Annotated in this window: 28 protein-coding genes and 1 other annotated feature; of the genes, 9 read left to right on the forward strand and 19 right to left on the reverse strand. The window is 41.2% G+C overall.

Annotated elements, in window-relative coordinates; translation table 11 throughout:
- Positions 1 to 59 precede the first annotated feature (59 nt).
- Together V1502_RS12590 and V1502_RS12595 are read right to left on the reverse strand one after the other, a co-directional pair.
- Entirely contained in the window at positions 60 to 998 is a 939-nt protein-coding gene (locus tag V1502_RS12590; protein WP_409250994.1) for a ring-cleaving dioxygenase, read from the reverse strand.
- Positions 999 to 1,095: 97 nt separating this feature from the next.
- Positions 1,096 to 1,494, reverse strand: a complete 399-nt coding sequence (locus V1502_RS12595; protein WP_409250995.1) for a DoxX family protein — start codon at positions 1,492 to 1,494, stop codon at positions 1,096 to 1,098.
- Positions 1,495 to 2,015: 521 nt separating this feature from the next.
- Between V1502_RS12595 and V1502_RS12600 the strand changes: the two genes are divergently transcribed.
- Both V1502_RS12600 and V1502_RS12605 read left to right on the forward strand, forming a co-directional pair.
- Positions 2,016 to 3,491, forward strand: coding sequence for an amidase (locus V1502_RS12600; RefSeq protein WP_409250996.1), 1,476 nt, complete (start codon positions 2,016 to 2,018; stop codon positions 3,489 to 3,491).
- Between the two features lie 264 nt (positions 3,492 to 3,755).
- A complete protein-coding gene (locus V1502_RS12605; RefSeq protein WP_409250997.1) occupies positions 3,756 to 4,649 on the forward strand; it encodes a ferritin family protein in 894 nt (297 codons plus the stop codon).
- A gap of 84 nt (positions 4,650 to 4,733) precedes the next feature.
- Here the strand turns inward: V1502_RS12605 and V1502_RS12610 are convergent, their stop codons facing one another.
- Together V1502_RS12610 and V1502_RS12615 are read right to left on the reverse strand one after the other, a co-directional pair.
- Positions 4,734 to 5,054 carry a hypothetical protein gene (locus V1502_RS12610; protein WP_409250998.1) on the reverse strand — a complete coding sequence of 107 codons (321 nt, stop codon included), beginning with the start codon at positions 5,052 to 5,054 and terminating at the stop codon, positions 4,734 to 4,736.
- Positions 5,035 to 5,169, reverse strand: a complete 135-nt coding sequence (locus V1502_RS12615) for a hypothetical protein (protein ID WP_409250999.1) — start codon at positions 5,167 to 5,169, stop codon at positions 5,035 to 5,037. The genes V1502_RS12610 and V1502_RS12615 overlap by 20 nt, the downstream gene beginning before the upstream one ends.
- 196 nt (positions 5,170 to 5,365) lie before the next feature.
- Between V1502_RS12615 and V1502_RS12620 the strand changes: the two genes are divergently transcribed.
- From V1502_RS12620 to V1502_RS12630, 3 genes are all read left to right on the forward strand, one after another.
- Complete coding sequence (locus V1502_RS12620; protein WP_409251000.1) at positions 5,366 to 5,680, forward strand: ArsR/SmtB family transcription factor; 315 nt, start codon at positions 5,366 to 5,368, stop codon at positions 5,678 to 5,680.
- Positions 5,681 to 5,755: 75 nt separating this feature from the next.
- On the forward strand, positions 5,756 to 6,622 hold the full coding sequence (locus tag V1502_RS12625; RefSeq protein WP_409251001.1) for a permease: 867 nt from the start codon (positions 5,756 to 5,758) through the stop codon (positions 6,620 to 6,622).
- 38 nt (positions 6,623 to 6,660) lie between these two features.
- Positions 6,661 to 6,864 (forward strand): hypothetical protein, encoded by a 204-nt coding sequence (locus tag V1502_RS12630; protein ID WP_409251002.1) that lies wholly within the window; start codon positions 6,661 to 6,663, stop codon positions 6,862 to 6,864.
- Positions 6,865 to 6,912: 48 nt separating this feature from the next.
- On the opposite strand, the gene arsC is transcribed toward V1502_RS12630, so the two are convergent.
- The 4 genes from arsC to pssA form a co-directional block, all read right to left on the reverse strand.
- A complete protein-coding gene (gene arsC / locus V1502_RS12635; RefSeq protein WP_409251003.1) occupies positions 6,913 to 7,332 on the reverse strand; it encodes an arsenate reductase (thioredoxin) in 420 nt (139 codons plus the stop codon).
- 27 nt (positions 7,333 to 7,359) lie between these two features.
- Positions 7,360 to 8,673: an arsenic transporter gene (locus tag V1502_RS12640; protein ID WP_409251004.1), complete on the reverse strand. Its 1,314-nt coding sequence runs from the start codon at positions 8,671 to 8,673 to the stop codon at positions 7,360 to 7,362.
- 15 nt (positions 8,674 to 8,688) lie between these two features.
- On the reverse strand, positions 8,689 to 9,033 hold the full coding sequence (locus V1502_RS12645; protein WP_409251005.1) for an ArsR/SmtB family transcription factor: 345 nt from the start codon (positions 9,031 to 9,033) through the stop codon (positions 8,689 to 8,691).
- A 747-nt stretch (positions 9,034 to 9,780) separates the two neighbouring features.
- A complete protein-coding gene (gene pssA, locus V1502_RS12650) occupies positions 9,781 to 10,470 on the reverse strand; it encodes a CDP-diacylglycerol--serine O-phosphatidyltransferase (RefSeq protein WP_409251006.1) in 690 nt (229 codons plus the stop codon).
- Between the two features lie 150 nt (positions 10,471 to 10,620).
- Between pssA and V1502_RS12655 the strand changes: the two genes are divergently transcribed.
- Entirely contained in the window at positions 10,621 to 11,430 is an 810-nt protein-coding gene (locus V1502_RS12655; RefSeq protein ID WP_409251007.1) for an EcsC family protein, read from the forward strand.
- A 33-nt stretch (positions 11,431 to 11,463) separates the two neighbouring features.
- Here the strand turns inward: V1502_RS12655 and V1502_RS12660 are convergent, their stop codons facing one another.
- The 4 genes from V1502_RS12660 to V1502_RS12675 all read right to left on the reverse strand — a co-directional run bounded on the left by V1502_RS12660 (position 11,464) and on the right by V1502_RS12675 (position 15,286).
- Complete coding sequence (locus V1502_RS12660; RefSeq protein WP_409251008.1) at positions 11,464 to 12,405, reverse strand: cation diffusion facilitator family transporter; 942 nt, start codon at positions 12,403 to 12,405, stop codon at positions 11,464 to 11,466.
- Positions 12,406 to 12,416: 11 nt separating this feature from the next.
- Complete coding sequence (locus V1502_RS12665) at positions 12,417 to 12,725, reverse strand: ArsR/SmtB family transcription factor (RefSeq protein ID WP_409251009.1); 309 nt, start codon at positions 12,723 to 12,725, stop codon at positions 12,417 to 12,419.
- A 554-nt stretch (positions 12,726 to 13,279) separates the two neighbouring features.
- A complete protein-coding gene (locus tag V1502_RS12670; RefSeq protein WP_409251010.1) occupies positions 13,280 to 14,506 on the reverse strand; it encodes a two-component system sensor histidine kinase NtrB in 1,227 nt (408 codons plus the stop codon).
- Between the two features lie 177 nt (positions 14,507 to 14,683).
- Positions 14,684 to 15,286 carry a DedA family protein gene (locus V1502_RS12675; RefSeq protein ID WP_409251011.1) on the reverse strand — a complete coding sequence of 201 codons (603 nt, stop codon included), beginning with the start codon at positions 15,284 to 15,286 and terminating at the stop codon, positions 14,684 to 14,686.
- 153 nt (positions 15,287 to 15,439) lie between these two features.
- On the opposite strand from V1502_RS12675, the gene V1502_RS12680 reads away from it, so the two are divergent.
- Positions 15,440 to 16,504, forward strand: a complete 1,065-nt coding sequence (locus V1502_RS12680) for a DUF3900 domain-containing protein (protein WP_409251012.1) — start codon at positions 15,440 to 15,442, stop codon at positions 16,502 to 16,504.
- A 237-nt stretch (positions 16,505 to 16,741) separates the two neighbouring features.
- On the opposite strand, the gene V1502_RS12685 is transcribed toward V1502_RS12680, so the two are convergent.
- Together V1502_RS12685 and V1502_RS12690 are read right to left on the reverse strand one after the other, a co-directional pair.
- Positions 16,742 to 18,088 (reverse strand): S8 family peptidase, encoded by a 1,347-nt coding sequence (locus tag V1502_RS12685; RefSeq protein WP_409251013.1) that lies wholly within the window; start codon positions 18,086 to 18,088, stop codon positions 16,742 to 16,744.
- A gap of 409 nt (positions 18,089 to 18,497) precedes the next feature.
- Positions 18,498 to 19,082 (reverse strand): histidine phosphatase family protein, encoded by a 585-nt coding sequence (locus tag V1502_RS12690; protein ID WP_409251014.1) that lies wholly within the window; start codon positions 19,080 to 19,082, stop codon positions 18,498 to 18,500.
- A gap of 151 nt (positions 19,083 to 19,233) precedes the next feature.
- Between V1502_RS12690 and V1502_RS12695 the strand changes: the two genes are divergently transcribed.
- A complete protein-coding gene (locus V1502_RS12695) occupies positions 19,234 to 20,061 on the forward strand; it encodes a GNAT family N-acetyltransferase (RefSeq protein WP_409251015.1) in 828 nt (275 codons plus the stop codon).
- Positions 20,062 to 20,110: 49 nt separating this feature from the next.
- On the opposite strand, the gene V1502_RS12700 is transcribed toward V1502_RS12695, so the two are convergent.
- From V1502_RS12700 to V1502_RS12720, 5 genes are all read right to left on the reverse strand, one after another.
- Positions 20,111 to 20,614 (reverse strand): metallophosphoesterase family protein, encoded by a 504-nt coding sequence (locus V1502_RS12700; protein WP_409251016.1) that lies wholly within the window; start codon positions 20,612 to 20,614, stop codon positions 20,111 to 20,113.
- Between the two features lie 16 nt (positions 20,615 to 20,630).
- On the reverse strand, positions 20,631 to 22,253 hold the full coding sequence (metG, locus tag V1502_RS12705) for a methionine--tRNA ligase (protein WP_409251017.1): 1,623 nt from the start codon (positions 22,251 to 22,253) through the stop codon (positions 20,631 to 20,633).
- A gap of 63 nt (positions 22,254 to 22,316) precedes the next feature.
- Positions 22,317 to 22,585 (reverse strand) — a binding site (T-box leader).
- A gap of 204 nt (positions 22,586 to 22,789) precedes the next feature.
- Positions 22,790 to 23,161, reverse strand: coding sequence for a VOC family protein (locus V1502_RS12710; RefSeq protein ID WP_409251018.1), 372 nt, complete (start codon positions 23,159 to 23,161; stop codon positions 22,790 to 22,792).
- A gap of 296 nt (positions 23,162 to 23,457) precedes the next feature.
- Entirely contained in the window at positions 23,458 to 24,300 is an 843-nt protein-coding gene (locus tag V1502_RS12715; protein WP_409251019.1) for a GNAT family N-acetyltransferase, read from the reverse strand.
- Between the two features lie 1,012 nt (positions 24,301 to 25,312).
- Positions 25,313 to 25,444, reverse strand: a complete 132-nt coding sequence (locus V1502_RS12720; RefSeq protein ID WP_409251020.1) for a hypothetical protein — start codon at positions 25,442 to 25,444, stop codon at positions 25,313 to 25,315.
- 132 nt (positions 25,445 to 25,576) lie between these two features.
- Here V1502_RS12720 and V1502_RS12725 point away from each other — a divergent pair, with 132 nt between their 5' ends.
- On the forward strand, positions 25,577 to 26,080 hold the full coding sequence (locus tag V1502_RS12725; RefSeq protein WP_409251021.1) for a GNAT family N-acetyltransferase: 504 nt from the start codon (positions 25,577 to 25,579) through the stop codon (positions 26,078 to 26,080).
- Positions 26,081 to 26,272: the final 192 nt, after the last annotated feature.

A 26,272-nucleotide genomic window follows, 5' to 3' on the forward strand; every position in this document is an offset into this window, starting at 1 on the left:
CTGAGAATGAAAAAAAGATATAAATTATTAATCCCCTGCCACAAGTGACAGGGGATTTTTCAGTCCAGCTTCCTGACTTCAATTGGAAGAAGGACTCTTTCAATTTGTTCTCTATGAGATTCATATTGAGCCGGAAGTTTTAAAGTCTGACCCAATTCTTCAAGAGACTCGTCAATAGTAAATCCCGGCGGGTCTGTTGCAATTTCAAAAAGAATATCTCCATGTTCCCTGAAGTAAATCGCATTAAAATAATTTCTGTCCTGAACCGGGGTCACAGGATAGCGATTCTTCTCCAAATGCTCTTTCCATGCATGCTGATCATGATCGTCATCAGCCCTCCAGGCAATATGATGAACAGTTCCTGCACCCATTCTGCCACGAGGAACAGCCTCCGTTTTTAAATCGATGACATTCCCTATTTCCGCGGTTGAAATAAACCGGGTAATATCCCCTTCATTTCCTGTCCTTTCAAGTCCCATGACCTCCTCCAATAACTGGGCAGTCAGTTCGGGACTCGCTGACAAAAGGGTGGCACCTGCAAACCCCTGAATCGCAACATCCCCAGTGACGTTTCCGAACCCCCACTGATTGGCTTTTGCCACTCCCCGTTCAACCAGTTCCAGTTGAAGCCCGTGTGGATCGTTAAATTGCAAATAAGTTTCGCCAAAACGTTCACTCTTATTGAAAGGGATATGAAATGCATTCAATCTTTCCTCCCAAAATGAGAGGGAACCTTGGGGCACAGCATAAGCCGTCGTTCCTACCTGACCGCCCCCGATCCTTCCTTGGTGCGCTCCGTCCCATGGAAAAAAGGTAATGATGGTACCTGGTCTGCCTTGCTCATCACCAAAATATAAATGATAGGTACCCGGGTCATCAAAGTTGACTGTTTGCTTGACCAATCTTAAGCCTAAAACTCCTGCATAAAAGTCTATGTTTTCCTGCGGGTTTCCGACAATAGCGGTAATATGATGTATTCCTTTTGTTTTCTTGTTCATCACTTCACTCCTCAAAAAAGAATTGTCATAGAATTTTTAGTACATCCATTATAAGCTAAAAGGAGTTTTCCAAAAAACATTTCAGTTTCAAGACCTATTAGAAAAGGATGGCGTCCAAGGCATATTGACCGGCACCTGTCAATGCTAAACCAATTGCTGCTGCCATAAGTGCAAGGTTGTATTCATACCCGTTATTCGTTGACCAATAGCCGTTTGCATAGTGTACCTTCACGATGGCAACAACCATTGTTACCGCAATCATGATACCTGCAAGGGGTGTAAGAAATCCTAAAACAAACAAGATACCGCCGACCAATTCAGCCAAACCTGCTATAAGGGCCATCATCACACCCGGCTTCATGCCGAGGGAATCCATCCATCCTCCGGTTCCCTTCAAACCATAGCCTCCAAACCACCCAAACAACTTTTGAGCGCCATGCGCAAAAAACGATACACCGATGATCAATCTGATGATGAGTAAACCTAAATCCAACATAATAAAACCTCCAATTAATTTATTTCGAATTCGAGATATATCAACAAAAAAATTTTGCTTTATCTTTTAGAGAATAAAAATAACAGCAGTTACTAAATTAACTTCATGTATTTTATCTTGAATTCGAGATAATTTTATAAGATAATCACATATCTGTCAATATCTTTAAATTATATTTATGCTCTTATTATTGATTGGTTCCTAAAAAAGAGGAAATTACACGCAGTATAGGTCATTCAGTCATTTATTTAGGCTCTTTTCTAAAACTTTGTTGCTAGTTAACAGTAAGTTATAGAGATATGGCCAGAATTCACAGAAATGATCTTGGTCAGCAAGCAAGAAAGAAAAGATCTATTCACCCTTTACAGAGAGAAAAGCCCTTATACACCCGGGAGAAATCCGGCACTTTGGAATTTTCCGATAGCATCAATCTGCTTTTAATTAAAAGAAGAAGGAATTAAGGTCTTCTGTCGAACTATATATTAGAAGTGTACTCAATATGTCTCATAGGAGGGTCAAAAATGATCATTCAATATGAAAAGTATGATGGCCTGGGATTAGCTGCTCTTGTAAATGAAGGAGAAATTAAACCGGAAGAACTTATTACAGCAGCTATGGAAAGAATTGACTCACTTAATCCTTCATTAAACGCTGTTATTCACAAATTGTATGAAGATGCAATGGAAACAATTAGACACTTGGATACCTCCTTACCTTTTGCTGGAGTACCAATCCTTCTGAAAAACGCTCAGCAGGATATTAAAGGACATCCCCTGACAATTGGCTCTAAAGTGTTAGAAAATTATATTAGTGATGAGGATGCCGAATATGTAAAACGATTAAAGAAAACTGGCACTGTTATACTTGGGCAGACCAATGTACCCGAGTTTGCATTATTGGCTATCACCGAACCCGCTCACTATGGTCCTTCAAGGAATCCGTGGAATCCCAACCATACACCAGGTGGTTCAAGTGGCGGCTCAGCTGCAGCAGTGGCTTCAGGAATGGTGCCCATTGCTGGCGGAAATGACGGAGGAGGATCCATTCGAATCCCTGCCGCATTCACTGGATTGTTCGGATTGAAGCCAACAAGGGGCCGAACTCCTGTGGGCTCTAAAAAGGGGCGTTCATGGCAAGGTGCATCAGTTGAACATATAATAAGCAAAACGGTCAGAGACAGTGCTGCAATGCTTGATGAAACACATGGTTTTGAGAAAACAGCAGCCTTTCATTTCCCTGAATTCAAAGGATCGTATTTACATTTAGTCGAAAAAGCGTTAGAAAAAGGAATAAAGGTTGCCTTCTCCTGTGAATCGCCAATTGGGACATCCGTACACCCTGAATGTAAAGAGGCCGTTCTAAAGACGGTGAAATTGCTTGAGGGAATGGGATTCAAAATTGAAGAAAAGATGCCTGACATTGATGGTAAAAAACTTGCTGAAAGCTACATGACTATGTATTTTGGTGAAGTAGCTGCCACGTTGGATAAAATTGAAGAGGTTATAGGCCGGCGAGTGACCATGAAGGATGTAGAACCTGCCACATGGTTGTTGAACCAGCTTGGCAACAAGGCAACTGCGGGAGAGTTTGTACAAGCCTTACATAGGTGGGATCTCTCTGCCCTATCAATGGAAACCTTTCATGAGGAATATACTTTCTATATTACCCCTACCACTGCCTTTCCGCCCTCACGTATAGGAGAACTTGATCAGACTCCACTTCAAAAACTTTTACTGAAAGCTGTTGGTAAAATCAATGCCGGTGGACTCTTGAAAAAAAGCGGGTTTGTAGATCAGCTCGTATCCAACAGCCTTGAACGAACACCGTTCACTCAATTAGCCAACTTATCAGGTCAACCCGCAATGTCCCTGCCACTTCATCTGACAAAGGATAAACTGCCATGCGGTGTACAGGTAATGGCAGCACGCGGAAGAGAGGATTTGTTATTTAGGCTTGCCGGTGAATTGGAGCAAAGTCCTTTATGGACCAGGCACTAAGCAACTTCATCATTGCAACCTTTCATCTACCATGAAAAGCGGCTGATAGTCCAGCTGCTTTTTGTGGAAACCTCCCTCATATGTTCTCCAATTTCAAACTCCATTTTTTAAACACATCCTTGAAGAATATCCACTTTAACATTAAGCATTTCGCAACTTGGATAGGACTCTCCTAAACCCTTCTTATATCACTGACTACCACCAGGCACCCCAGGCTGCCAAAATACATAAAATACAGGTGACGTACCGAAAAAGGAGGCTCCTATGTACTTCTATTTTGACCCACCCTATTTGACTGACTCTAACCGGATAAAGAATGACCTCGCTAAAGACATCCAACGTGCAATTAATGGTGAATACAGTGCAATCTTATGTTATGAAGAATTAAGCAAGAAAGCTAAGACACTGGAAGAGAAAGAACAAATACTCGAAATTCAACAAGACGAAAAGCGGCATTTTAAAGAATTTATTAAAATCTTTAAAAGCTTAACTGGAACAAAGCCGGCTCCCAAAGTTACGGAAGATTGCCCGGCACAATATAAGAAAGGGTTACAGGCAGCTTTTAAAGATGAACAGGATACGGTTGATTTTTATTTAGAAATTGCAGATAAAGCTGACGATCTAACCATCAAGCGCGTTTTTCAACGAGCTGCAGCGGAGGAACAAAATCATGCTGTGTGGTTTTTGTATTTCCTTACTGCCTCAGTTTCTGGCAGTTCCCATCGGCAATCAGTTCCTTACGGGGCAAAGGGCGCCCTGGAGGCTGCCTCCCTCACCCTCCCCCAAATGCTGAATTATGCCATGCAGGATGAATATCTTGCTCAAACGAGATACACTCTTATTTATCAGAAGTTTGGAGAAGTCAGGACATTTTCAAAGATCAAGCAGGCAGAGCTTTGGCATAAAGCAGCATTGCAGCCTCTTTTTCTAAACTATAGTGTTCCCTTTCCTCCTGATACTTCAAGAATATATGCCACTGTCCCGCAGACGATAAAGGATGCTTATGCGAGAGGAGTCCAGGGAGAGATTGACAATATTGCTATGTATGAAAAGTTTTTAAACTACAACCTTCCTGCAGATGTCCGGATTGTTTTCACACAATTGAGGAATGCATCACAAAACCATTTAGCTGCCTTTGAACGAGGACTGTTGAGATGATCCTATTACACGACTCCTCTTTTAATCTTCTTTCAATCCCAGTGCCCACCGCAGGGAACTGATTAACAAAGCAGTCTGTTCTTCTTAGCTGGAACAAAAACCGAAGAAAAATACCTCTGGAGAAAAGGCAGGCATAGACCATCCAAACATTACTGCAAGAGTAAGCAAAAGAATGAGGATCCCTCGTACGATATCAGAGACCATCATTAAGGTTTTTCTCTCCATCCGGCCAGCAGCCCCAGACACCGGCCCTAGTAGAGCCATAGGCAGCGCAAGGCTTAAAATGATTAGTGACATTTGTAAAGGTGTTGCTTCCCACTTTAACCCAACCAGCGTGATGATGGCCACAATGCTTACGTTACACGCTCCTCTTCCTTTCGGGACGTTAGCAGCTCTCCTGATCATCCGTCCGGCAGCAAAAAGAGTTTGCTTTCGGGCTCTCTTCTTCTGTAATCTCTATTCTGCAGCAACCTGAAGCCTCATTGCTTTTTCTTCCAATTAACTTTTTAATGAAATTCATTGAACCCATCTCCTTTTCATTGAATTTTTAAAATTATATAAATCAATTTTTTTTGATTTATAATTGTATTATATTACCACAGGCGCACCTTTACAACCGATTAATCAAAAAAAGTTGTTTTAATGAATTGACTAAAGAAAATTTTGGCATTATGATGAATACATCAAGAAATTTTGATATTAAGAAGGTGAATAGCATGAGTACAGAGTTTAATCTAAAAGATGTTTCCAAGGACCGAATTTTTGAAAGGTATGAAGCAAAATTCAAAGCCATTGCTGATAAAAAAAGGCTTCACATCATGAATATCCTTACGGAAAAAGGTGAGATGTGCGTCTGTGACTTGGCACCATTGATGGACATGAGCCAATCAAAGCTCTCGTATCACTTAAAAATCCTATTAGACGCAAATATCATTACCAAGGAAACAAGAGGAACTTGGAGTTATTACAACTTAAATCCTGAAGAAATCAATCATCTATTATCTGAAGAGCTTTGTTGTCTGTTCCGATAGAACTGCTGCTAATACCAGCAGTTTTTTCAAGATTAATAAATCAATTTTATTTGATTAATAAAAGGAGGAATATTTATGTTAATGGAAACTTTGAAAAGCTTTTTGTCCATTGCTTTGGAATTAACCCTATTATTCATCGTCATTTCTTTTCTAATCAACTTTTTACAGGGATTAATCCCTTATGAAAAAATTGAAAGAAGGCTTACAGGTAATAATAAAGCCCTTGCTGCACTGGCTGCTGTTCTATTTGCCTTCATTACTCCTTTCTGCTCATGCTCCACTATCCCCATTGTTGTAAATATGCTGAAGAAAAAGATGCCTTTCGGAATTGTAATGATTTTTCTTTTCTCCTCTCCTGTATTGGATCCTACTATCTTAACGATTATGGGAGTCGTTCTAGGTTGGAAAGTGACAATTATTTATACACTCATCACCTCTGTGCTTTCAATTGTCATTGGATTTATGCTTGAGAGACTGGGATTGGAGAGGTCGGTTAAAAATGTGGTGATGACCGGTTATGAAGAATCCGAGAAAAAATTCAATATTCAATTGGCTCTTAACGAAACATGGAGCTTAATAAAAAGTGTTCTTCCCTATCTGCTAATTGGCGCAGCTATTGGAGCCGGTATTCATGGAATGGTACCCACAGAGACGGTATCTTATCTCTTCGGTGGTGATCAATGGTGGCTGATTCCAATAGCAGCGATAGTCGGAATTCCTCTTTATATCCGGCTTTCAAGCATGATTCCCATTTCTCAAGTACTCATTATGAAAGGGATGGCGCTTGGTCCCGTTATGGCCATGATGATTAGTTCTGCTGGAGCGAGCTTGCCAGAGGTGATTCTTCTGAAGTCAATTTTCAAAAAAGATCTGGTCATCATCTTCGTGCTCTCTGTCATAGGGATGTCTACCATTTCAGGATTCGCCTTTTACTTAATGTGAGTAGGACAGCAAAGCTGGTGAATAAAAGGAGGCTTAAAATGACGGTTAATCATGGAGGTACTTTAAGCAAGGAGTATTTTATTTCTTATTTATCCCTTATCATGAATTCCAGAGGCTGTTCAGCAGAGCAGGCAAAAGAGATTGCCTTCGATCTCTTTTTCAGAGGCAATCAAGAGGTATATGGAAAAAAGACCTATACAGAATTTTTAACTGCTTATTCTGTATTGAACCCTATTGATTGATGACTACTCAAAAAAGGAGCCAAGAGTTATCCTCTTGGCCCCTTTTTCTTATTCTCCCGTTTCAGCGAATCGCTTGATCCGGTCACCGATTTCATCGCGGACACGTGTAAAGAATGCCCACTTTTCTTCTTCTGTTCCTTCTGCTTTAGCCGGATCATCAAAGCCCCAATGAACTCTTTTGATATGTGGAGGCGTTACAGGGCAATTGTCTGCCGCATGGCCGCATAGTGTTACAAGCAATTCGGCATTGTTCAAAATTTCAGGATCGATGATATCAGAAGTTTGATCAGAAATGTCCACTCCTGCTTCTTTCATCGCTTTCACTGCATTTGGATTCAATCCATGCGCTTCAATCCCTGCGCTTTTCACATCCCACTCATCACCAAGGTATTTCTTCCCCCAGCCTTCCGCCATTTGGCTTCTGCAGGAATTCCCCGTACATAAGAAGTAGATTGTTTTTTTAGACATGTGTATATCTCCTTTTTTCTGTGTTTTTTAGATAATAAGTAACCATATATAAAGACCAACAAGTGTAATGAATAATGTCGGTATCGTTAAGATGATACCTGTTTTAAAGTAGGTCCCCCACGAAATTTTCACACCTTTGAGCGAAAGGACATGCAGCCATAATAAAGTTGCCAAAGATCCTATAGGTGTAATCTTTGGTCCCAGATCTGAACCGATCACATTGGCATATATTAAGGCTTCTCTAATAGTTCCTGTCGTATTCGTATCCGCTATCGCCAAAGCATCGATCATGACAGTCGGCATATTGTTCATCACGGAAGAAAGAATCGCTGCAATGAATCCCATGCTGATCGTCGCTGTAAACAGACCTTGATCTGCAGCTGCCTGAATGACATCTGCCAGAACATCGGTCAGCCCCGCATTTCGCAGGCCGTATACGACCACATACATTCCGATGGAGAAAAATACGATTGCCCAAGGAGCTCCCTTAATTACTGTCTTTGTATTTACTGCTGAACTTCTTCGGGCCATTATGAGGAAGAATATCGCCACTATCCCTGCAATGAAAGAGACGGGAAGCGTCATTCCCTCATTTATTTCGATGAATTCACTTGCAAAGTAACCGACTAGCAAAACACCCAGCACTACCCAAGACAATTTAAACATTTTGTAATCTTTAATGGCTTCTTTCGGTTCTTTTAACACTGACATGTCATAGTTTTTGGGTATGCTTTTACGAAAGAATAGGTAAAGGACGATGATACTCGCCAATAAAGAGAACAAGTTTGGAACGATCATTCTGGATGCATACTCTACAAACCCGATTCCAAAAAAGTCAGCTGAAACAATATTGACAAGATTGCTGACTACGAGCGGCAAAGAAGTTGTATCCGCAATAAATCCACTGGCGATAATGAACGGAAATACCATTTTTTCATTAAAGTTCAAATTCCTGACCATTGCCAGTACGATTGGAGTCAAAATAAGTGCGGCTCCATCGTTGGCGAAAAAGGCGGCAACGAGTGCTCCGAGAATGGTTACATAAATAAACATCTTCACGCCGTTACCTTTCGCGGCTCTAGCCATATGAAGTGCCGACCATTCAAAGAAGCCAATCTCGTCAAGTATGAGTGAAATAATGATGATTGCGATAAACGCAAGTGTCGCATTCCAGACAATTCCGGTTACATCTATAACATCATTAAAATCAACTACTCCTGCGATCAGGGCAAGCAGCGCTCCTCCACAAGCCGACCAGCCGATTGACAATCCTTTTGGCTGCGAAATGACCAACGTCAGGGTCAGCAAGAAAATTGCCGTTGCTAATAAAGTTGAAACCAAGTGTCATACCTCCAATTACTCACAAGAGATGCGCAATCCCTGCTGTTCTAATTCTTTAATCTTAAATTCTTGGTCTGGAAGGTGTGACAGTAACGCTTTCATAAAATGGTAATCTTCACTGTCCTTATTTAAAGAATAGATAATCCACTGCCCTCTCCTCGCCTCTTTTACAATTCCAGCATCCTTTAGTTTTCGTAAATGCTGGCTTATCGAAGGCTGGCTCATCTTGAAAATTTCTACAAACTCACAAACACAGCAGTCATTCGCTTCCAGTAATTTTACGATCGTTAATCTAGTTTTATCGCCTAGTAGCTTAAGTAGTGACGAAGCTTTTTCCATTCCAATTAGTGAATCAACCATCCCTGCACCTCCATCTCAAATTCCTACATAAATATATAATAATCCACTTATATATGCAACCAAAATAGGGAAATCAGAAAATATAAAATAGTATACCGTTCTAGCTCATTCATCATTCGTGTTGCCAAGATTATTGGCTATATTACTCTGCTACTTAGGTATTTGGAAGCCGAACCTGTGCTGGGGCCTTGACTAATTCCTGTTCTTAAGAATCCTCTCAAGACATGTTTCCATTGATCTTGCCTCATTGTATGTCCTTGAAAACTCTCCTCAAGACACTTTTCATGTAAATTTACCTTGGTCATGTCTTGAGACCTTCCTTCAAGGCAATTTTTCGCTGATTTTGATTTATTCTTGTCCTTGAGACCATCCCTCAAGGCACTTTCTCAGTGGTTTTGATTGGTTTTTGTCCTTGAGAGCTTCCCTCAAGACATTTTCTACACGATATTGATTCGTTTTTGTCCTTGAGAACTCCCCTCAAGGCACTTTCTCAGCGATTTTAATTCGTTTTTGTCCTTGAGAATTTCCCTCAAGGCACTTTCTCAGCGATTTTAATTCGTTTTTGTCCTTGAGAATTTCCCTCAAGGCACTTTACCCCTGACTTTCTCACGTTCATGGTCTTAAGAACGCGACTTACCACACTTTTCGATAAATTCACCTGATTCATATTCCTGGGGATATCACCTTAAAACTCAAATTCCACTTAAAAAAAACAAACCGCCTATTAACGGCGGTTTCAGCGAGATCTTATTCTTTTCTACTTTTCCCTTTTACAAATCTGTATGATAGATAAGCAATGTATAATGGTGCTGCAACATAAATTAAATATGGAAATTGTTCATAGGTCCCCCTGTATATGACAAATAGCAAACAGCCCAGGAATACAGTGACAATTGTTCCATACTTCGGAAGCGGTATATCTTTTAAGCTAGGAATACGGATTCTGCTCACCATTAAAAAGCAGAGTGCCGTGAATACAACCGTCGTTAATATACTCGGGATATAGTTGCCGAATAGAGTCAGCAATGCCAATATTCCCCCGGCTGCCGTTATGGGCACCCCAATGAAATAACTCAAGCCTGTTTTGTCAGAACTTACATTGAATCTTGCAAGCCTGAAAGCGCCAAACAGGGGAAATAAACCTGCGACGGCAAACCCAAGAAAATCAAATTGATAAAAATATGTATAGTAAACCAAGAAAGATGGGGCCACACCAAAAGTAACAATATCCGCCAGTGAATCCAGTTCCTTCCCTAACACACTGTCTGCTTTCAGCATTCTTGCCAGGCGGCCGTCCATACTGTCAAGCATCATCCCAATCAAAATCAATATAGCGGCATTCTTAAATTCGCCGCTGGCTGCAAAGCCGATGGATAGAAATCCGCAATATAAATTTCCCAAGGTAAACATGTTAGGAATACTTTTCTTAAATCGCATTATGTTATCTTCACTCTCCGTAAACTTCTTTCTCATTTCTTTCATTATAACATTAAAAAGGATACTCTCACCTTCTTTCTTAAGATTTGGCAAATCTCAGCAGGTATTTTATGATAATAATAAGTTCCGTGGCTTATAAAGGAGGAAGATATGGAAACGAAACAAGAATTAGAGGCAGCCCTTGAAGTAACTAACCTTTGGATTGAAGATCAGAAAAAGGCCTGGTTTTGGGAAAAGTGGACAAGACTTCCTTTTAAATTATTGGATAAAATCACTCCTGAATTTGTTCATAAAAAAGTCGGAGCGTTATTGGATGAAATGGGAAGCTATATTCAAAATGGCGGAAAATATTTAACTTCACAGAAAATGATGTTTAAGGCAATTGAAAAAAAGACCGGTAATTCCATCAATAGTATAGAGGATATTTCTATATTAAAACTTGAAGACATGGATGCACTCAGTAAGGACCTTGGCAATTCCAGAAGGAAAGCAGCTGCTGTCCAGGGAGCGACTACAGGGGTCGGCGGCCTCTTTACACTATCTATTGATATTCCCGCCTTGATGGGGATTTCCCTGAAAACCTTGCAGGAAATTGCTTTAATTCATGGGTATGACCCAAATGAAAAAAAAGAAAGGATCTTCATCATTAAATGTCTGCAGTTCGCTTCTGCCGACATCGTCGGGAAAAAAGCTATCCTTGATAACCTCGAAACCTATTACGATACTGAAGTATCCTCCAACGAGGTTATGGCTCAGATTCAAGGCTGGCGTGAAGTTGTGTACACATACCGGGACCAATTTGGCTGGAAAAAGCTGTTCCAAATGGTACCTGTAGCCGGCATTCTTTTTGGTGCTTTTACCAACAGGGCGATGATAAGTGACATTGCTGAAGCAGGCTCAATCCTTTACCGCAAAAGAAGAATTGTGGATAGGATGCATTCTTTAGAAGAAGCTTTATAAAAAATCCCCTTCCTTGGAGGCAGGGGATTTAATTTATTCATGAACCTCTCCATGGGACAGCGACGAACGCTCAACTTGAATGGTAGAGTGGTGTATATGAAACGTTTCTTCCAGTAAATGAATTGCTTTTTGTAAAATAACCTGATCGTCTTCTTCATCTCTTATTAATATATGACAGCTTAGTGAATTCATTCCTGAAGTAATCGTCCATATATGGAGATCATGAACATTTCGCACTCCAGGAATACTCTCTAATTCATTCCTTACCCTCTGTATATCAATACCCGCTGGTGTACCTTCCATTAAAATATGAACTGTATGAGTTATGATGCCCCATGCACTCTTCAAAATCAGTAGTGCAACCAAGACACTGATGACGGGATCAGCCCAGAACCAATCAAAGATAAGCATGACCGCCCCGGCAAGAATTGCGCCAACAGATCCTAATGCATCGCCAAGGACATGTAAATAGGCACTCCTCAGATTGACGTTGTCTTTGACATCGCCCTTCTTGATCAACACCCAAGCACTCAACAGGTTGGCCATCAGCCCAATTAGCGCAATCAGCATCATGGTACCACTGGAGACAATTGGAGGATCGAATAAGCGTTCATAAGCTTCATACACAATGAATCCGGCAATCAAAAATAAAGTGACCCCATTCAATAAAGCGGCGAGGATTTCAAACCGGTAATAACCAAAGGTTTTTTCTGCTGACGCCGCCCTCCCCGCAAACCACATGGCTGCCAGACTTAGAGCGAGTGAACCAGCATCACTTAACATATGCCCGGAATCAGATAAAAGGGCTAAGCTGTTGGTAATCAATCCTCCAAAGAATTCGAGCAGCATGATACCCGTCGTTATTATCAGGGCAATAAGAAGACCTTTTCTATTCCCTTCCCTTGAATGGGCATCACCATGATGATGGTGATGAGGTGCATGATGATCATGTTCGTGACCATGATGATGGTGCATAAGAAAACCTCCTACTCATGAAGTGAATGGTTGATAACCTGCTTCAATAGTTCAATTACATGACGATCATCATAACTGTAGTAGAATGATTGGCCCTCTCTCCTTGCCTTCACCAATCTTTGATTTTTCAAGAAGGATAATTGATGGGAAACCGCTGACTGAGATAAATTGAGCACCTCGGCAATATGTCCGACTGCACATTCCTCCTGCGTCAGTAAATATAAAATGCGCACACGAGTTGGATCTGAAAGTGCCTTAAATGTTTTTGCTACCTTTTCTACCGTGTCGTCAGCTAAAAACTCATGCCTGCCCTTCTCCATAAACTTATCAACCTCTTTCTTTACCTTGTTTTAGTATATGAGCAAATGTTCATATATCGATGCTTAAATAGTAACATTTTCATTTTGATACAGAAAGGGTTTTAGAAACCATAACATAATAATTCTCTATACTTAGGAATCAACGAGAAGGGATTAGAGCTGGTTGTGTGAGGTATTTTTAGGAATGGTGTACCTCGCTGGACGAGCGAGAGGCATCATTTATGATTTTTCGGGATTTCTTGTACCCCGCTGGACGAGCGAGGGAGGTGATTTTCGTTTGATGTACCCCGGGCCCTTGAACGCATGGCATCTTTTTGCGATCCGTAACGCAATGAGGTACCTCGCCACTCGATCGCACGGCAAAATTTTTTCAAAAAGAAAATATAAAAAGGCGCCTGTCCGAAAACAGGCGCCTGCGTATTGAGGCGGGAGACCATGCGCCACATCGCATGTTTAGCTTCGAAAGCTTGTCTCACGGCTTACACAATTCAGCTCATCGCTCAATTAATATAACACGGGTGCGTTTATTTTACAAGACCTTTAATAAGAAATATTCACAAGTTCAAAATGGGAAGGCTAATGGTAAACGTTGTCCCATCTTGATTACTGGCTACAGTCATGCTGCCGCCATGATTTTCGATGATTTTTTTGCTGACGGATAGCCCCAAACCGGTTCCCTCATCTTTCGTTGTGAAGAAAGGATCGAATACATGCGGAATCATAGACGGTTTGATCCCGGAACCATTATCTTTAAAATGGATCTCTATATTGGCGTCCTTTTTAATGATATCAATCTCAATATCAAGGGGCCCTGCTTTAGCCTGGTATGAGTTACTGAACAGGTTGATGAAAACCTGAAGGAACTCTTCTTTATTTCCATCAAAGGTGCAGCCTTTTGCCTCCTCCGAAATAGTGCAAGAGAAGGTAATATTGTACAATAAAGCCTCACTGTTAAGAAACTTGCAGATGTATTCTGTTATGAATGATTCTATCTCAAGTTTCTCCGTGGACGCTTCAAGGGGTTTGGCGATGCGGAGAAAATCGGTGATGATTTTGTTAGCCCTGTCTAACTCCGGGATCAATAAGCTTTTGATCAGAGAGCTTGTATCTTCATCCGCCTCAGAGTCCATTACCTGCAGAAATCCTCTTACAGTTGTCAAAGGGTTCCTGATCTCATGAGCAATGCCAGCAGCAATCCGGCCAGCCAGCCCCCTCTTCTCCGCTTCTTTTATCCCATTCAAAAATTGAAAAGTCCCCACTACCCTCAGTACCTCACCGTCGGAATCCCTGATGATGTGGGTGTTGTTTATTCCATAATTCTTATCTAAAACTTCACGGTTTACAATCGGTTTTTCTGTTTTTAATGTTTCAAGCAGATTGATTTTGGAGTCTGGAAGGCCGAGTAGTTCCCTGATATGTCTGCCGACAACTTGATCCCTATCTACTCCGAGATCGGCGGCAGTCTGGATGTTACAAAGCGTGACAATTCCTTCCCTATTAATAAAAACAATATGATGGTGCACCAAATCAAAAATAGGGGTTAGGAAATGTTCCACTTGTTCAAAAGGGATGTCTATTCCAGAAGCTCCCGTTGATTCTTTCTGGTCACCCCTCCTATCTATGAGAGTGAAGCCATCTTTGGTTTTGACCAGCTTTGTTCCCTGAAGAGGATTGCTGTATGTAAAATTAAAAGGAAACTCATTGATCATTCCCTTGTACAGCTCTACTTCCCTTTCCAACTTGTTTATCTTCGCCTTCAGTTCTTCAACATTATTCTCCATACCATCGTCCTTTGATTTTGACTCATGCCAATTTACTGATAATATCATTATATCTTTCTAGGAATACGTTAACAACATCTCTTGGGACAAATTTTAACACGTTAAAGTACTAAGAGGGACTGTCCCCTATAGTGCTTTAACGTGTTGAAGAGTAATTTATTATATCTAAAAATTTCATTAAGTATTATCTTTCTGTTTTGACCTCACAAAGAAAGGTTTCTTCTGCAAAACTCTGATCAGAATGTAACTGATCGCCAGTGTTAAAAGGAAGCCATTTATACCCCACTGAACGTTTTGAAAACTTTCTACCAGTGCCTGAAGGTTCCCTATGCTTCCCAAGTAAAACATGGTAAATGCAACTGGCAGTACCCCAATGAAGGTAAGCATGCCGTAGCGGAATGGCCTAATTCCACAAAATCCGCCTAGATAAGCAATGTACCCCATACCAAGGATCCTTCCTAAAGAAATTGTCCAGTCGCCATATTTCTTATTCCACCGATCGAATTTCCCCTGTTTTTTCCTTGATAACTTCTTACGGATACTAGTTTCATATTTAATACTGAGCCAATAAGGTATATAACTTACCAGTGCGTAAAACAAACTGACTGCTATTCCATAAAAAAATATCTCATACAAGTCCGGTTTAAGAATATAGCCGTATACCAATATGAACAGAGCTGCTGGAAACGGCAGGGACACCGCCTCGAAAAATACTCCAAGAAGCAACCCCCATATACCCATACTCATCAAGAAATTCATTATCGTTTCGATTTTGCACACATCCTCTTGCTTCTGTTACTTTAGTGTTCATTCCTATACCCTGCAACCCTATCAATCAAACAACGCAAAGCCGACTGTTCTCTCCTTCATTGACGAAAGATAACCAGTTCACTATACTGAGTAAAGCAAATCTACAAGAACAGGATGAATTCAATGGATTTTGAAATTAAGTACTTATCTTTTTACGTAGTAGAGGTAGAAGGTAAAGGCGAAAGTGTTGATAAAAGACATAAGCATTTCCAAACTCTGGATGAGCAAGGATACGAAAATAATCCTTTAAAGGACTTCCTTGATGGTGAACTGACCAAGATTGCCAAAAGAAAAGTGGACAGGCACAGTAAATCCGAGGGAGCACCGACTAAGATTGGCCGCTTCATTGTGGAACCGGGGCATGAATTGGATTCTAACCCCAATTACAATCTATTTCACCGGGCACGCCACCCTGAATCGATTGATGCCTTCAAAGAAGCATCCATGCAATTTGTTAATGCCTATGTAGACGCAAGTGCGGTAAGGGGCGGTGTTTTCATTGTAGCTTTGGCAAAACTTCGCAAGTATTTTGATGATCCTTTTTTATTTCTCATGAAGTGCGACTTTGAACCGAAAGTCGCCAGGATTACAGACGAGTCCACCTTGATTCATAATGTTGAGATGGCCATCACGACCAAAAACATGAAGTCCATTCAATACCCATTCATGCCCGAAGAAGGAATGATGGACGAAGCAGAGCTGAAAATTCACCAAGCTTCACATGCCCGTTACTTTGAAGACTTCCTCAAATTTGTAGAGTATGAGAAGTCCATGCCGGAAATCGTGCGCACCCAGGTCATGGGAATGGTTCAAGAACATATTGAAGAATCCTACGAACCCCAAAGTGAAGAAAGAGTCGAATTCGAATCAGCTATGGAAGCCTGGTCTGTCAGTCCTAAGCGTGAGCTGCAGGAGCGCTTTACCACGGAACAGGTCGTGGAAGCGACTTCCCAAATCATCGAGCAGTCCCCTGAAGTGGAGTTGAAGATGAAGCTTGATCATATAGACGTGAAAGCGATGCTGTCTGACTTTGGTGATACTATTCATTTGGCAAAAGTCAATGGCAGATACATGCTGCTGATTGAGGGGGATTCCGTCCAGTTTGAAAAGGGCGCGTCACCTATTGAATTTTTAAGGCCTGATGATTTACAGGATGTGATTGAGCGGATTCAGAGGAAAGGTGAGTAAAGTCTGTATTACGGAGTGAGCGGTGTTTTACGTTCGGTTTTTAAAAAAGCTTTTTTCGTAGACATAGTTGCTTTTGTATGAAAATGTTGTTGTTCAAATTAGGTGCGTAACTCTTAAGAGGCGGGCGGTGCTCCTTTAATTACTACCTGCCAATTAGTACTGAAAAAGTTGTTTTAATTACACAGAATCTACTATAAAACTAAAGGTCAGCTCCTCTATTGGAACTGACCTTTCTCATTATTTCAAGGCATTAACAGCATTGATTAATCCATGTCCAGCTTCCCCATCGTACCCGGGTTTGAACACATCTTCTGCTGACGTTTGAATAATATGTTTAACCTGTGCAGGCGTAATCTTGTCTTTTCCATGCTGTGCAATGATGACTCCAGCTAAAGCAGCCGTTTTTGGAGCAGCCATCGATGTTCCTCCCTTGTAGCCGTATTTTCCTCCGGGAATCGTGGCTAGACATAAATAGCTCACATCTCTGCCAGTTCGTGTGGCAGGATCGTAGTTAGGACCTAAATCCCCGCCTGGTGCCATGACATCAATTTTACCTACTCCATAGTTGGAATAGAATGTAAGGTTTTTTAGCTTCCCACCTGCCGATACACGAATCAACCCTTGGCTGCTTGGACTTCTATGTGTCGAACCTTTGTTATCGCCGGATAATTGACCAGGACTTTTTAAATCTACGCCATTATTTCCAGCGGACCCTACTACCGTCACTCCATTTTTAATTGCATATTGAATTGCTCTATTAAATACAAGGACATCGGCAACGATTTCTTTTGTCGCATAATCGGGATCTTGGAACCAGTCATAGCCGCCCAATGACATGTTCACTACATCCACATTGTCATCGGCTGCTGTCATCAATGCTGCTGCAATGTGAGCCGTTGATGCCCCGCCAGAAGGTCCGAATACTCGATATGCAGCAACTTTTAGGTCTGGACCAATCCCCATAGTTCTGCCTTTAGCAGCAATTGAACCGGCAACATGAGTTCCGTGGCTGTTTTCGTCCATCGCATCAGGGTAGCCAGGAACAAATGATTTGCCATAAGCATAATTTTCTTTTAAGTCAGGGTGGTTGTAATCAATCCCTGTATCAATCACAGCTACAACTATGTCATCACCGGATACAGGTTTTCCTGTTCCTCCAGGAAGTTTCCAAGATTCACCATTGTTAGTCACCTGTTTGATATCCCATTGCAAACTATCATAAAGATCTGCACTAGTGGAAGTAGTCTCCAGTGTAAAAGCTTCCTCTATGGCCGGGCCTTCTGGATAGAGCTTGTTTTCTATTCCCGCTTGGCTGACTAAAGAAGACTTTTTGATTTCCTGCAAGAAGGAAGGATTGCTTGAAGATACTTCAACCGCTCCCACTTTTGCCAACTCATAGGATACTTGTCCACCTGCATTTTTCACAAGTTCCTTGTACCCAGCCGGCAAGCTGTCCTGATTCTTGAAAACGACTATGTACTTTTCTCCTGCCTGCTGAGGCGACCCTGAAATGGATCCTGCAAATGCACTGGAAGCACACAAGGCAAAGCTTAACGCTCCGATAACCAAAGACTTTTTCAGCATATGTTTCCCTCCAATTTTGGTTCTTACAATATTCATTCTATTCAAACTACTAGTGATTGCAAGCCTATTCATCAGACATGAAAAGCCGGCACAAATAGAATTTTCAATACTTTTGCATCACTCTATCTATTATCCAAATCCATAATAGTGTAATTAAGACCATTTTTTCATAGATTATTAGACTTATTGATGTTACATAGAGTGTCGAACCTTGTCTACTCAATGAGTATGTTGAACTAGGAATAATAAATCAAAACTTGTTTAAACAGCGATTGTTCTCCACTCCAGACAATCACTATTTCCTTAGAAAGATGCAATTACTTTAGGTACTGACGGGATGAATAAAAGCGTTCCTCACAAAAAAGAGACACCTATAAACTCGTGTAGGCGTCCCCTGTCTATATCCTAATTATTTTAAATGTGAAGTATCATTCATAAAATGTATGACCCTGCTGTTCTCCCTCACTTCCAATAAGTGAATTCCGGTATCACCTGTCAAAAACCAACTGGAATGGTCCACTGGAAGTTTTAAGAAGGCACGGAGCAGGTTGGTGATCACCCCGCCATGGGCTGCAATGGCAATCCTCTCAAACTTGCTCTCTGCTACTATTTTTGAGAAGGCCATTTCAATCCTCAAGCGGAACTCCAGTGCCGACTCGCCTTGTTCAATCCTTTCATGAGGGTGTACAGGCATCTTAATCGATTCGGCCTCTTTAAATGGAACCCCTGCCTGAATCCCATTGTTATGTTCCATTAGATCTTCACCGAATTGAATGGGGCAGTTCACTGCTCTGGCAAGAGCTTCTCCTGTCTCCCTCGCTCTTTTTAAAGGACTGCACCAGATAAATTCAGGGGGAAAATCATTCTTTACCCGTTCTGTTATGTTCTTCACCTGTTTTCTGCCGCGTTCGGTCAATGAGAAGTCTGCTCTTCCCTCATGTACTTCCAAAATATCCGCTTCTGACTCGCCATGCCTGATTAACAATATCTCCATTTCATCCCCCCATGACTCCAATACGTGTTAGCAAAATCTATCTTACTATATCAACAAGAATACTTAAAACATTTCGACAACTCCTCCATTTAATAGGAAAAGAGCCTATAATAGAAAGAAGATAGAGTATATTTGGAAGGGGAAGTCATGGATGCTTAACGACCAGCAGCTGAAAGACATAGAAGGACTGCAGAAAGTGTGCGAATTGCACGGAGATTATCAATTAAAACTGAATGAGGACATGCTTCGGTCACGAACTCATGGTAAGGATGATTTTTTTCATTATGAAGACGGAAAGTTAATCGGGTTCTTAGGCTTATATGGATTTGGAAGCAGCTATGAACTTTGCGGAATGGTTCACCCTGACTTCCATCAAAAGGGGATTTTCCAAAAACTTTTTCAACAATCAGTGTCTTCCCTAAAGGAACGCCGTATAAAAAAACTTCTCATAAATGTGCCAGGTACTTCAGCATCTGGAAAGCTATTCATCGGAAAACTATCAGCACAGTATTCTTTTTCAGAATATCAGATGAAATGGGAACCAAAACAGTTGAATGCGCCTAACCAGGATATTCACTTGATACCAGTCACCCAGGAAGACACTCCGTTCATTCTTGAGCTGGACCTTCTTTGCTTTGATGTTGAAAAAGATGACTCCTTAGAGTTTATGGATACAGTGCAAAAAGATGAGGCGAGCTCGAGTTTTATAATCCAATATAAAGGAGAGAAAGTCGGTAAGATTCATATCCAGCGTGAAGAAAATAAAAGCTATATCTTTGGCTTTGCGGTTCATCCTTCCCACCAAGGTAAGGGGGTCGGCAGAGAAGTGCTGGCTAAAACAGTCTTGACAGAAAGTAAAACAGGCAGAAGCATCTTCCTGGAAGTGGCCGCTAAAAATGCCCATGCTTTAAAATTATATGAAGACACGGGTTTTGTTTCTTATCAGGTACAGGATTACTATACGTACGAAGGCTTATAAACATTAAAGGCAGGCGTCCAAAGAGTTACTTTAGTCACCTGCCTTTTAGTTAACCGGTCTTATTCTTGTAAAATATGTGCTGTGTCTTCACTTCATTTCCCAGCTCGATGATTCCAAATGAATAAAAGGGGTGTTTCCTTTTATCCGTAGCAGAGCCTGGATTGAATAATAATGTCCCTGAACTGAATCTTGTATAGGGAATATGAGAGTGTCCAAAAATGATGATATCCATATTCTCTTCAAAAGCTTCAAGTGCACGTTTTTCAGTCGTTTTTCCAGTCCCATCACCGTGGACTACCCCTATGGAATACCCTTGGACATTTAGAACCTGCCTCTTTGGGAAAGCATCTAAGATTGCTTGTTCATCCGTGTTTCCGGAAACTCCTTCCACCCGCCCATATTCCTTTAATTCTTCGTAAACTTCAAGTGTATTCCAATCCCCGGCATGTATAATCAGCTCTGCACTTTTTAATTCTTTTATCAATACAGGAGGAAGTTCTTTTCCCCTGTTTGGCATATGTGTATCACTTAAAACGACGATTTTCAAGATCATTCCTCCTTCTTCCCTTTTACCCCAGTTTCGCCCGTTCCACTTCAATGTTCTCCAGTGGTATTTGTGTGAATAACGGTTTTTGTCCAGCTATCCTTATTTCGACTGGCAGGACAACGGGGTTCCATGAGGCAGCAGCATTCAACTGAAATTGTTCCTGAATCTTCTCTGCGGTAAAGGGGATGAACGGCGCAAGCACAAGAGAAAGGTTGATGCCGATATAAAGGCAACTTTCAAGGATCAGCCTTGCCTGCTGCCGGTCTTCCTTGATTACTTTCCAAGGCTGCTTTTCATCAAAATATTTATTTCCCCATCGTACAATTTCGAAGGCTCTCTTGGCCGCTTTTCGGCATTCCCCTTTCTCAAGCAATTCCCCTGTTTCTCTGAAAACTGAATCTAGTTCTCTCACCACGCCGGGATCTATGGTCTTCAAAACAGCACCATCTCCAAACTCTTTCTCATAAAACTTTACTGTCCTCTGAATGAAGTTTCCCAGACCCCCTATCAGCTCACTGTTATGTTTGTAAATAAACTCTCTCCAGGAAAAATCAGCATCTCTCTTGTCAGGGTAATTCACACTGAAATAGTACCTCAGCGTGTCCGGATGATAATCTTTCAACACATCGGGAAGCCACACAGCCCAGTCTTTACTGGTTGATATCTTTTTCTTTTCCAACGTAACGTACTCACTGGAAACAATCCAATCAGGAAGGCTGTCATTCTTTATCCCTTTTAGGATGGCAGGCCAAATGATTGTATGAAACGGGATATTATCCTTGCCATGAACATAGTAAGAGACTGCCCCCTCATTCCAGAATTGACTCCAGTCTTTTCCGTGCTTTTCACCCCATTCAATGGAACCAGTCAGATAACCGCTTACCGCTTCAATCCAAACATATATTTTCTTATCATTATATCCTTCAACCGGAACATCAACCCCCGAGCCGATATCACGTGTAGCAGCTCTGTCCTGAAGGCCTTCGCTGATATACCGTCTTGCCAGCGCTTCAGCATTTTCCCTCCATTTTCCCTTGCTATTATTCAGGTAGTCTTCCAGCTCGTTCTCCAGTGCAGTCAATGCCAAGTAGTAATGGGCCGTCTCCTTTAAACAAGGAGGAGTTCCACAAAGTTTGCAGGTCCTGTCTATTAAATCGACAGGATCCAAAATACTGCCGCAGCAATCACATTGGTCACCTCTTGCCTTTTCACTGCAGTTTGGACAGACGCCTTCCACAAAACGGTCTGGTAAAAAGCGGTCACATTGAAGACAAAATGTTTCCTCCGTTGTTTTCTCATATAAAAACCCATTTTCCATTAAGGTCAAAAATATGTTCTGAACACCCCGGTGATGCAGGGAAGAGTCTGTTCGGCCATAGTGGTCAAAGCTGAAGCCAAGCTTCTGGAAACAATCCAGAAACTCATGATGATATTTGTCCGCAATATCATTGACTTTGACCCCTTCTTGATTTGCCCGTATTTCAATCGGGGTGCCGTTGCAGTCACTTCCGGAAACATACAGCACATCCTCCCCCTTAAGCCTGTAATATCTCGCTAAAATGTCACCTGGCAGTAACGCTGCCAAATGTCCGATATGCAAAGATCCATTTGCGTAGGGCCATGCCCCTCCAATAAAAATGCTCATGTGATTCTCCTCCTAAAATGGTATGCGGAAAATAAAAACCCCTCGTCCATAGATGTATAGACATCTAAGGACGAGGGGTTCAACTCGCGGTACCACCTTAGTTCACTGAGGGCTCACGCCAACAGCCTCATCAAGTACGGAATGCTAAAAAACGACATTCTTATACTGTGACATTGATAACGGATGTCAAGTCCCGTTTCACCCTACGCCAATTGGTTCGGATAAAATGCTCAGAGATCATCTTCAATCAACTTTCCCCTTGCTTCTTTTCAGCTCCCGAAGCTCTCTGGTAAGGTTCATCATTAATTTACTCTTCTCTTCAACGCCAATAATTATTGATTACTATCTTATGCAACTCACTGTAAATTTTCAAGTATTTTTTAATATTTTTAGAATGCTGCACTCCACTGAACCAGGGCACGGTATTTTTTTGAGAAAATGATGTACCACGCTGGGTGATGGATGGAAGCACAGCGGACAAGACGCCTAAGAGTATTGGTGAGTATTTTTACTTCGTTCTTTTGCAACATCAGATTTTATTCGCTGCACATCATAAGTACGTTTCCATCCGGATCCTTGAAGTTAAAAAAGGAAAGGTTAGGAAAACTGGTTATTTTGTCTATCCGTTCAACTCCAAGCTGTCCAAACCGGTCCCATACTTCTGATATACTTTGGCATGCTATATTACAGAGGGGATATTTAGAAGGTTTGAACTCTCCCTGAGCTGCAATATTGGCATCGAGTGTGAGATAGGAACTGTCCATGGCAAATGTATAAACAGGGAGACTGTCAATCTGTTCCCACTGTTCAAAGTCAAGATTAAAGCCGAATACCTCACTATACCATTTAACCGATTTTTTCAAATCCACAACAGGGATGAAAACAGTAGGAATTTTATTCAAAATCACTATTGAATATCCTCCTCACTTTTTATTTTGAGATATAACAATCTACCACTAATAATAAGATAATTGCGAAAATTACACAACACCTTATGGGTGATTTTACCAAACACCTAATAAACAGCAACGTATCTGTGTCTAAGAGAATTCAATCTTCTTTCAGCTCCAATAACATTCTTGAAAAAAGTGTACACGTACTTTTAGCGATTTCTTATCAAGGCTTTAACAGGCTTAAAATTTTGTTAAGGATCCTTCTAAAGACAAAAACAGGTTCCTTCCGATTTGTCAGAAGGAGCCTATCTTTACCCTATATTGATCATCATGGAATCACAAACCGGCTTGTACCCGATCTCCATGTAAATTTTGTTGGACGTTGGGTTATCAAGGTCCGTGTAAAGCGTACAGAATTGGTTTGTTTCAAGTAGCACGGAGCTGAGCTTCGCCACAACAGACCTGGCATATCCCCTTCTCCGGTACTCTCTCGGGGTATACACAAAATTGACTGTAACTCCGTTGTCCGTTTTCCTTGCACTTCTTGCCATCGAAACTGGTACTCCGTCCACTTTCCAAAGATAAACCGAATTTTCTTCAATCATTTCCTTTGCCCGTTTTCTGGCATCCTCTTTAGGAATTGGATTTTCCGGGGTATCTTCGATGAATCCCAATATCCAATCTGCTATTAAACCAACCTGGTCCAGACCAGCTAGTTCCATGTCTCCCTCACTGATTTCTAAGTCATTTACCTTGTCCAGCTGGTAAATTCTTTGCCTCATGTTCACTTCGTAAGGGGTGCTTGTCTTCCTTGCCCATAATTCTGCAAGCGTAACTGTCGCTTCCTTATTACCGATAAATCCAGGAAATGTAATCCCTTTCTCTTCAGCATAGTTCCATAGTGTTTCACCTATTTCCTCCGTCTTCCCCTCTTCAAGAACAGTGACAATTAAATAGTGGGGAGGAGTTCTGACAAACACCGCCTGAACCGTTTCTGTTTCTTGTATGACAGCTAAAAATGGATTTTCATAACGGCCTCCGTTGATCTGGTCAAGCAAGCCTATTGGAAGGTTGTTCTCCGCTTCCTTTTTCAACAGCAGAGGGCGTACCTCTTCATCAAATTTTTTGGCATCTGTATATACGACTAAGTTCATTATCTTCACCTCTCAAAGAGAGATTCGACACTTTTTGCTTTTTCCCTTCTTGTTATTGGAAGAAAGCATGTTAAAAAGCCGGATTATCTCCAGCTTTATGTCTTATTTATTGGCTATGTTAATGAGTAATGTTGTTTTTCAGGATTTTTATTTAATAAATGCTAAATGCTTGATCTCCTCTCCAGGCGTGCGACTCCGCGGGGCGGGCGTTGAGCCTCCTCGGCTTTGCCTGCGGGGTATCATCTGTCCCGCTAGTCCCGCAGGAGGTCGAACGCCTTCCGATTCGATCTTAAAGAGTTTTAATCTGAAGCTAGAAATATTAGTTTTTTATTTTAAGCGGATTTTAATTGCTTATCATATATATTAAATTTGGATAGAGCAAGTGACTAGTATCAATACCTCTCCTTATGTATCTTAATAACAGCACCATCAACAAACAAAGCCTGTTATTAAATATGGCCACTGACTTGTTGGCCGCTTATTGATATTAGTCCGTCTTTCCAGGACCTCTTTTTAATTTTGTTCGTTCCTCTTAAGAAAAGGCGAAATTGTTTGGTACCTTATAACCTCTCTAAATACACTTTTATACTGAATTTTTTTCCAGTTTTGCCTCCAAAACCTCTCTAGAGACACTATTACACTGAATTCATCTTCTGTTTTGCTGATAGAACTTCTCTAAAGGCACTTTCACTTTAAATTGTCTCTCTTTTTTGCCTCTAGAATCTCTCTAAAGGCACTTTCTCTCTGAATTTTCTCTCTTTCTTGCCTTTAAAACCTCTCTAAAGGCACTTTCACAACTTATTTACTCTCTTTCTTGCCTTTAAAACCTGTCAAGAGGCGTTTTCGCACTAGATTACTTTTTCAGATTCTATAGATTTGAAACAGTGCTTACAGAAACTTTTACTCATGAAGCCACACCATTAATACTTCTTCCTTTCCAGTAGAGCCCATCATATTGAGCAACGTGGACAATAGATAATCTACAAGTCAAAAACCGGGTATACACCCGGTTTTAAGTAGTTGGTTTCGTCTTCTCTGCCTTTTTATTTTTTCCGCTTGCTGTCAACTCTTTAGAGAACTCTTCGGAAGTCAGGGATTTGGCTGATTGCAAACCTGATTTAGTCTTTCTGTTACGCTTTGTCATGTCCATCTCTCCTTTCTCAATTAGTTTTCACCCCTGTTTCTGCTTTATCCTTTCACTCGCACAGGAAAATTTTTGTAGCCGAATGGATCATTTTCCGTTATAATACTACACATTTACAGGAGGTGTAACTCAATGATCATTCGTGAATTGACTGCTGAAGATGCCAAAGAATATTGGTCTCTTCGATTGGAGGCCTTGAAAAATAATGGTGAAGCATTTGCGACTACATATGAAGAATCCCTTGCCAGGGAGAATCCGATTGAACAGGTGCAAAACAACCTGGCTTCTTCCCAGAGTGTCACATTTGGAGCATTTATGGACGGATCTCTAGCTGGTAACGTCACCGTGATGTTCAACCGGCATGCAAAAATGAAGCATAAAGCTGCCATCTTGGCCATGTATGTAACGCCTTCCTTTAGAAAGCATGGGATTGGTCGTAAGTTGCTGCTTGAAGCAGAAAAGGCTGCAAGGAAAGCTGATGTAGAAATATTGCAATTAACCGTTGTGACTGCTAACACTTCTGCAGTAAAACTTTATGAATCTGCTGGATTTGTTTCCTTTGGGATTGAAAAGCATGCTATGAAATATGAAGAAGAATATGTCGATGAAATGTGGATGAGCAAAGAACTGAAGTAATGCTGACAGACGAAGCTTAAAAAAGAAGTGAGATCAGCTCTCACTTCTTTTTTAAACCTTACATCACTCTCTTTAGAGGGGGAATCTCTTGTCACATTATTGAGAATGATTTTCAATATCATTTTAATCTACTTTTACCTTACTGTCAACAAGGACTCAGCTCCCTACTTTTATCGTTTTTACAAGCTCTCC

This window comes from Rossellomorea sedimentorum, assembly GCF_046237645.1.
In the GTDB taxonomy this organism is placed as follows: Bacteria; Bacillota; Bacilli; order Bacillales; family Bacillaceae_B; genus Rossellomorea; species Rossellomorea sedimentorum.

Excerpts from the sequence above, each read along its gene's own strand:
- V1502_RS12590 (WP_409250994.1), bottom strand. The coding sequence starts at position 998 with ATGAACAAGAAAACAAAAGGAATACATCATATTACCGCTATTGTCGGA.
- V1502_RS12595 (WP_409250995.1), bottom strand. The coding sequence starts at position 1,494 with ATGTTGGATTTAGGTTTACTCATCATCAGATTGATCATCGGTGTATCG.
- V1502_RS12600 (WP_409250996.1), top strand. The coding sequence starts at position 2,016 with ATGATCATTCAATATGAAAAGTATGATGGCCTGGGATTAGCTGCTCTT.
- V1502_RS12605 (WP_409250997.1), top strand. The coding sequence starts at position 3,756 with ATGTACTTCTATTTTGACCCACCCTATTTGACTGACTCTAACCGGATA.
- V1502_RS12610 (WP_409250998.1), bottom strand. The coding sequence starts at position 5,054 with ATGATCAGGAGAGCTGCTAACGTCCCGAAAGGAAGAGGAGCGTGTAAC.
- V1502_RS12615 (WP_409250999.1), bottom strand. The coding sequence starts at position 5,169 with ATGAATTTCATTAAAAAGTTAATTGGAAGAAAAAGCAATGAGGCTTCA.
- V1502_RS12620 (WP_409251000.1), top strand. The coding sequence starts at position 5,366 with ATGAGTACAGAGTTTAATCTAAAAGATGTTTCCAAGGACCGAATTTTT.
- V1502_RS12625 (WP_409251001.1), top strand. The coding sequence starts at position 5,756 with ATGTTAATGGAAACTTTGAAAAGCTTTTTGTCCATTGCTTTGGAATTA.
- V1502_RS12630 (WP_409251002.1), top strand. The coding sequence starts at position 6,661 with ATGACGGTTAATCATGGAGGTACTTTAAGCAAGGAGTATTTTATTTCT.
- arsC (WP_409251003.1), bottom strand. The coding sequence starts at position 7,332 with ATGTCTAAAAAAACAATCTACTTCTTATGTACGGGGAATTCCTGCAGA.
- V1502_RS12645 (WP_409251005.1), bottom strand. The coding sequence starts at position 9,033 with ATGGTTGATTCACTAATTGGAATGGAAAAAGCTTCGTCACTACTTAAG.
- pssA (WP_409251006.1), bottom strand. The coding sequence starts at position 10,470 with ATGCGATTTAAGAAAAGTATTCCTAACATGTTTACCTTGGGAAATTTA.
- V1502_RS12655 (WP_409251007.1), top strand. The coding sequence starts at position 10,621 with ATGGAAACGAAACAAGAATTAGAGGCAGCCCTTGAAGTAACTAACCTT.
- V1502_RS12660 (WP_409251008.1), bottom strand. The coding sequence starts at position 12,405 with ATGCACCATCATCATGGTCACGAACATGATCATCATGCACCTCATCAC.
- V1502_RS12665 (WP_409251009.1), bottom strand. The coding sequence starts at position 12,725 with ATGGAGAAGGGCAGGCATGAGTTTTTAGCTGACGACACGGTAGAAAAG.
- V1502_RS12670 (WP_409251010.1), bottom strand. The coding sequence starts at position 14,506 with ATGGAGAATAATGTTGAAGAACTGAAGGCGAAGATAAACAAGTTGGAA.
- V1502_RS12680 (WP_409251012.1), top strand. The coding sequence starts at position 15,440 with ATGGATTTTGAAATTAAGTACTTATCTTTTTACGTAGTAGAGGTAGAA.
- V1502_RS12685 (WP_409251013.1), bottom strand. The coding sequence starts at position 18,088 with ATGCTGAAAAAGTCTTTGGTTATCGGAGCGTTAAGCTTTGCCTTGTGT.
- V1502_RS12690 (WP_409251014.1), bottom strand. The coding sequence starts at position 19,082 with ATGGAGATATTGTTAATCAGGCATGGCGAGTCAGAAGCGGATATTTTG.
- V1502_RS12695 (WP_409251015.1), top strand. The coding sequence starts at position 19,234 with ATGCTTAACGACCAGCAGCTGAAAGACATAGAAGGACTGCAGAAAGTG.
- V1502_RS12700 (WP_409251016.1), bottom strand. The coding sequence starts at position 20,614 with ATGATCTTGAAAATCGTCGTTTTAAGTGATACACATATGCCAAACAGG.
- metG (WP_409251017.1), bottom strand. The coding sequence starts at position 22,253 with ATGAGCATTTTTATTGGAGGGGCATGGCCCTACGCAAATGGATCTTTG.
- V1502_RS12715 (WP_409251019.1), bottom strand. The coding sequence starts at position 24,300 with ATGAACTTAGTCGTATATACAGATGCCAAAAAATTTGATGAAGAGGTA.
- V1502_RS12720 (WP_409251020.1), bottom strand. The coding sequence starts at position 25,444 with ATGACAAAGCGTAACAGAAAGACTAAATCAGGTTTGCAATCAGCCAAA.
- V1502_RS12725 (WP_409251021.1), top strand. The coding sequence starts at position 25,577 with ATGATCATTCGTGAATTGACTGCTGAAGATGCCAAAGAATATTGGTCT.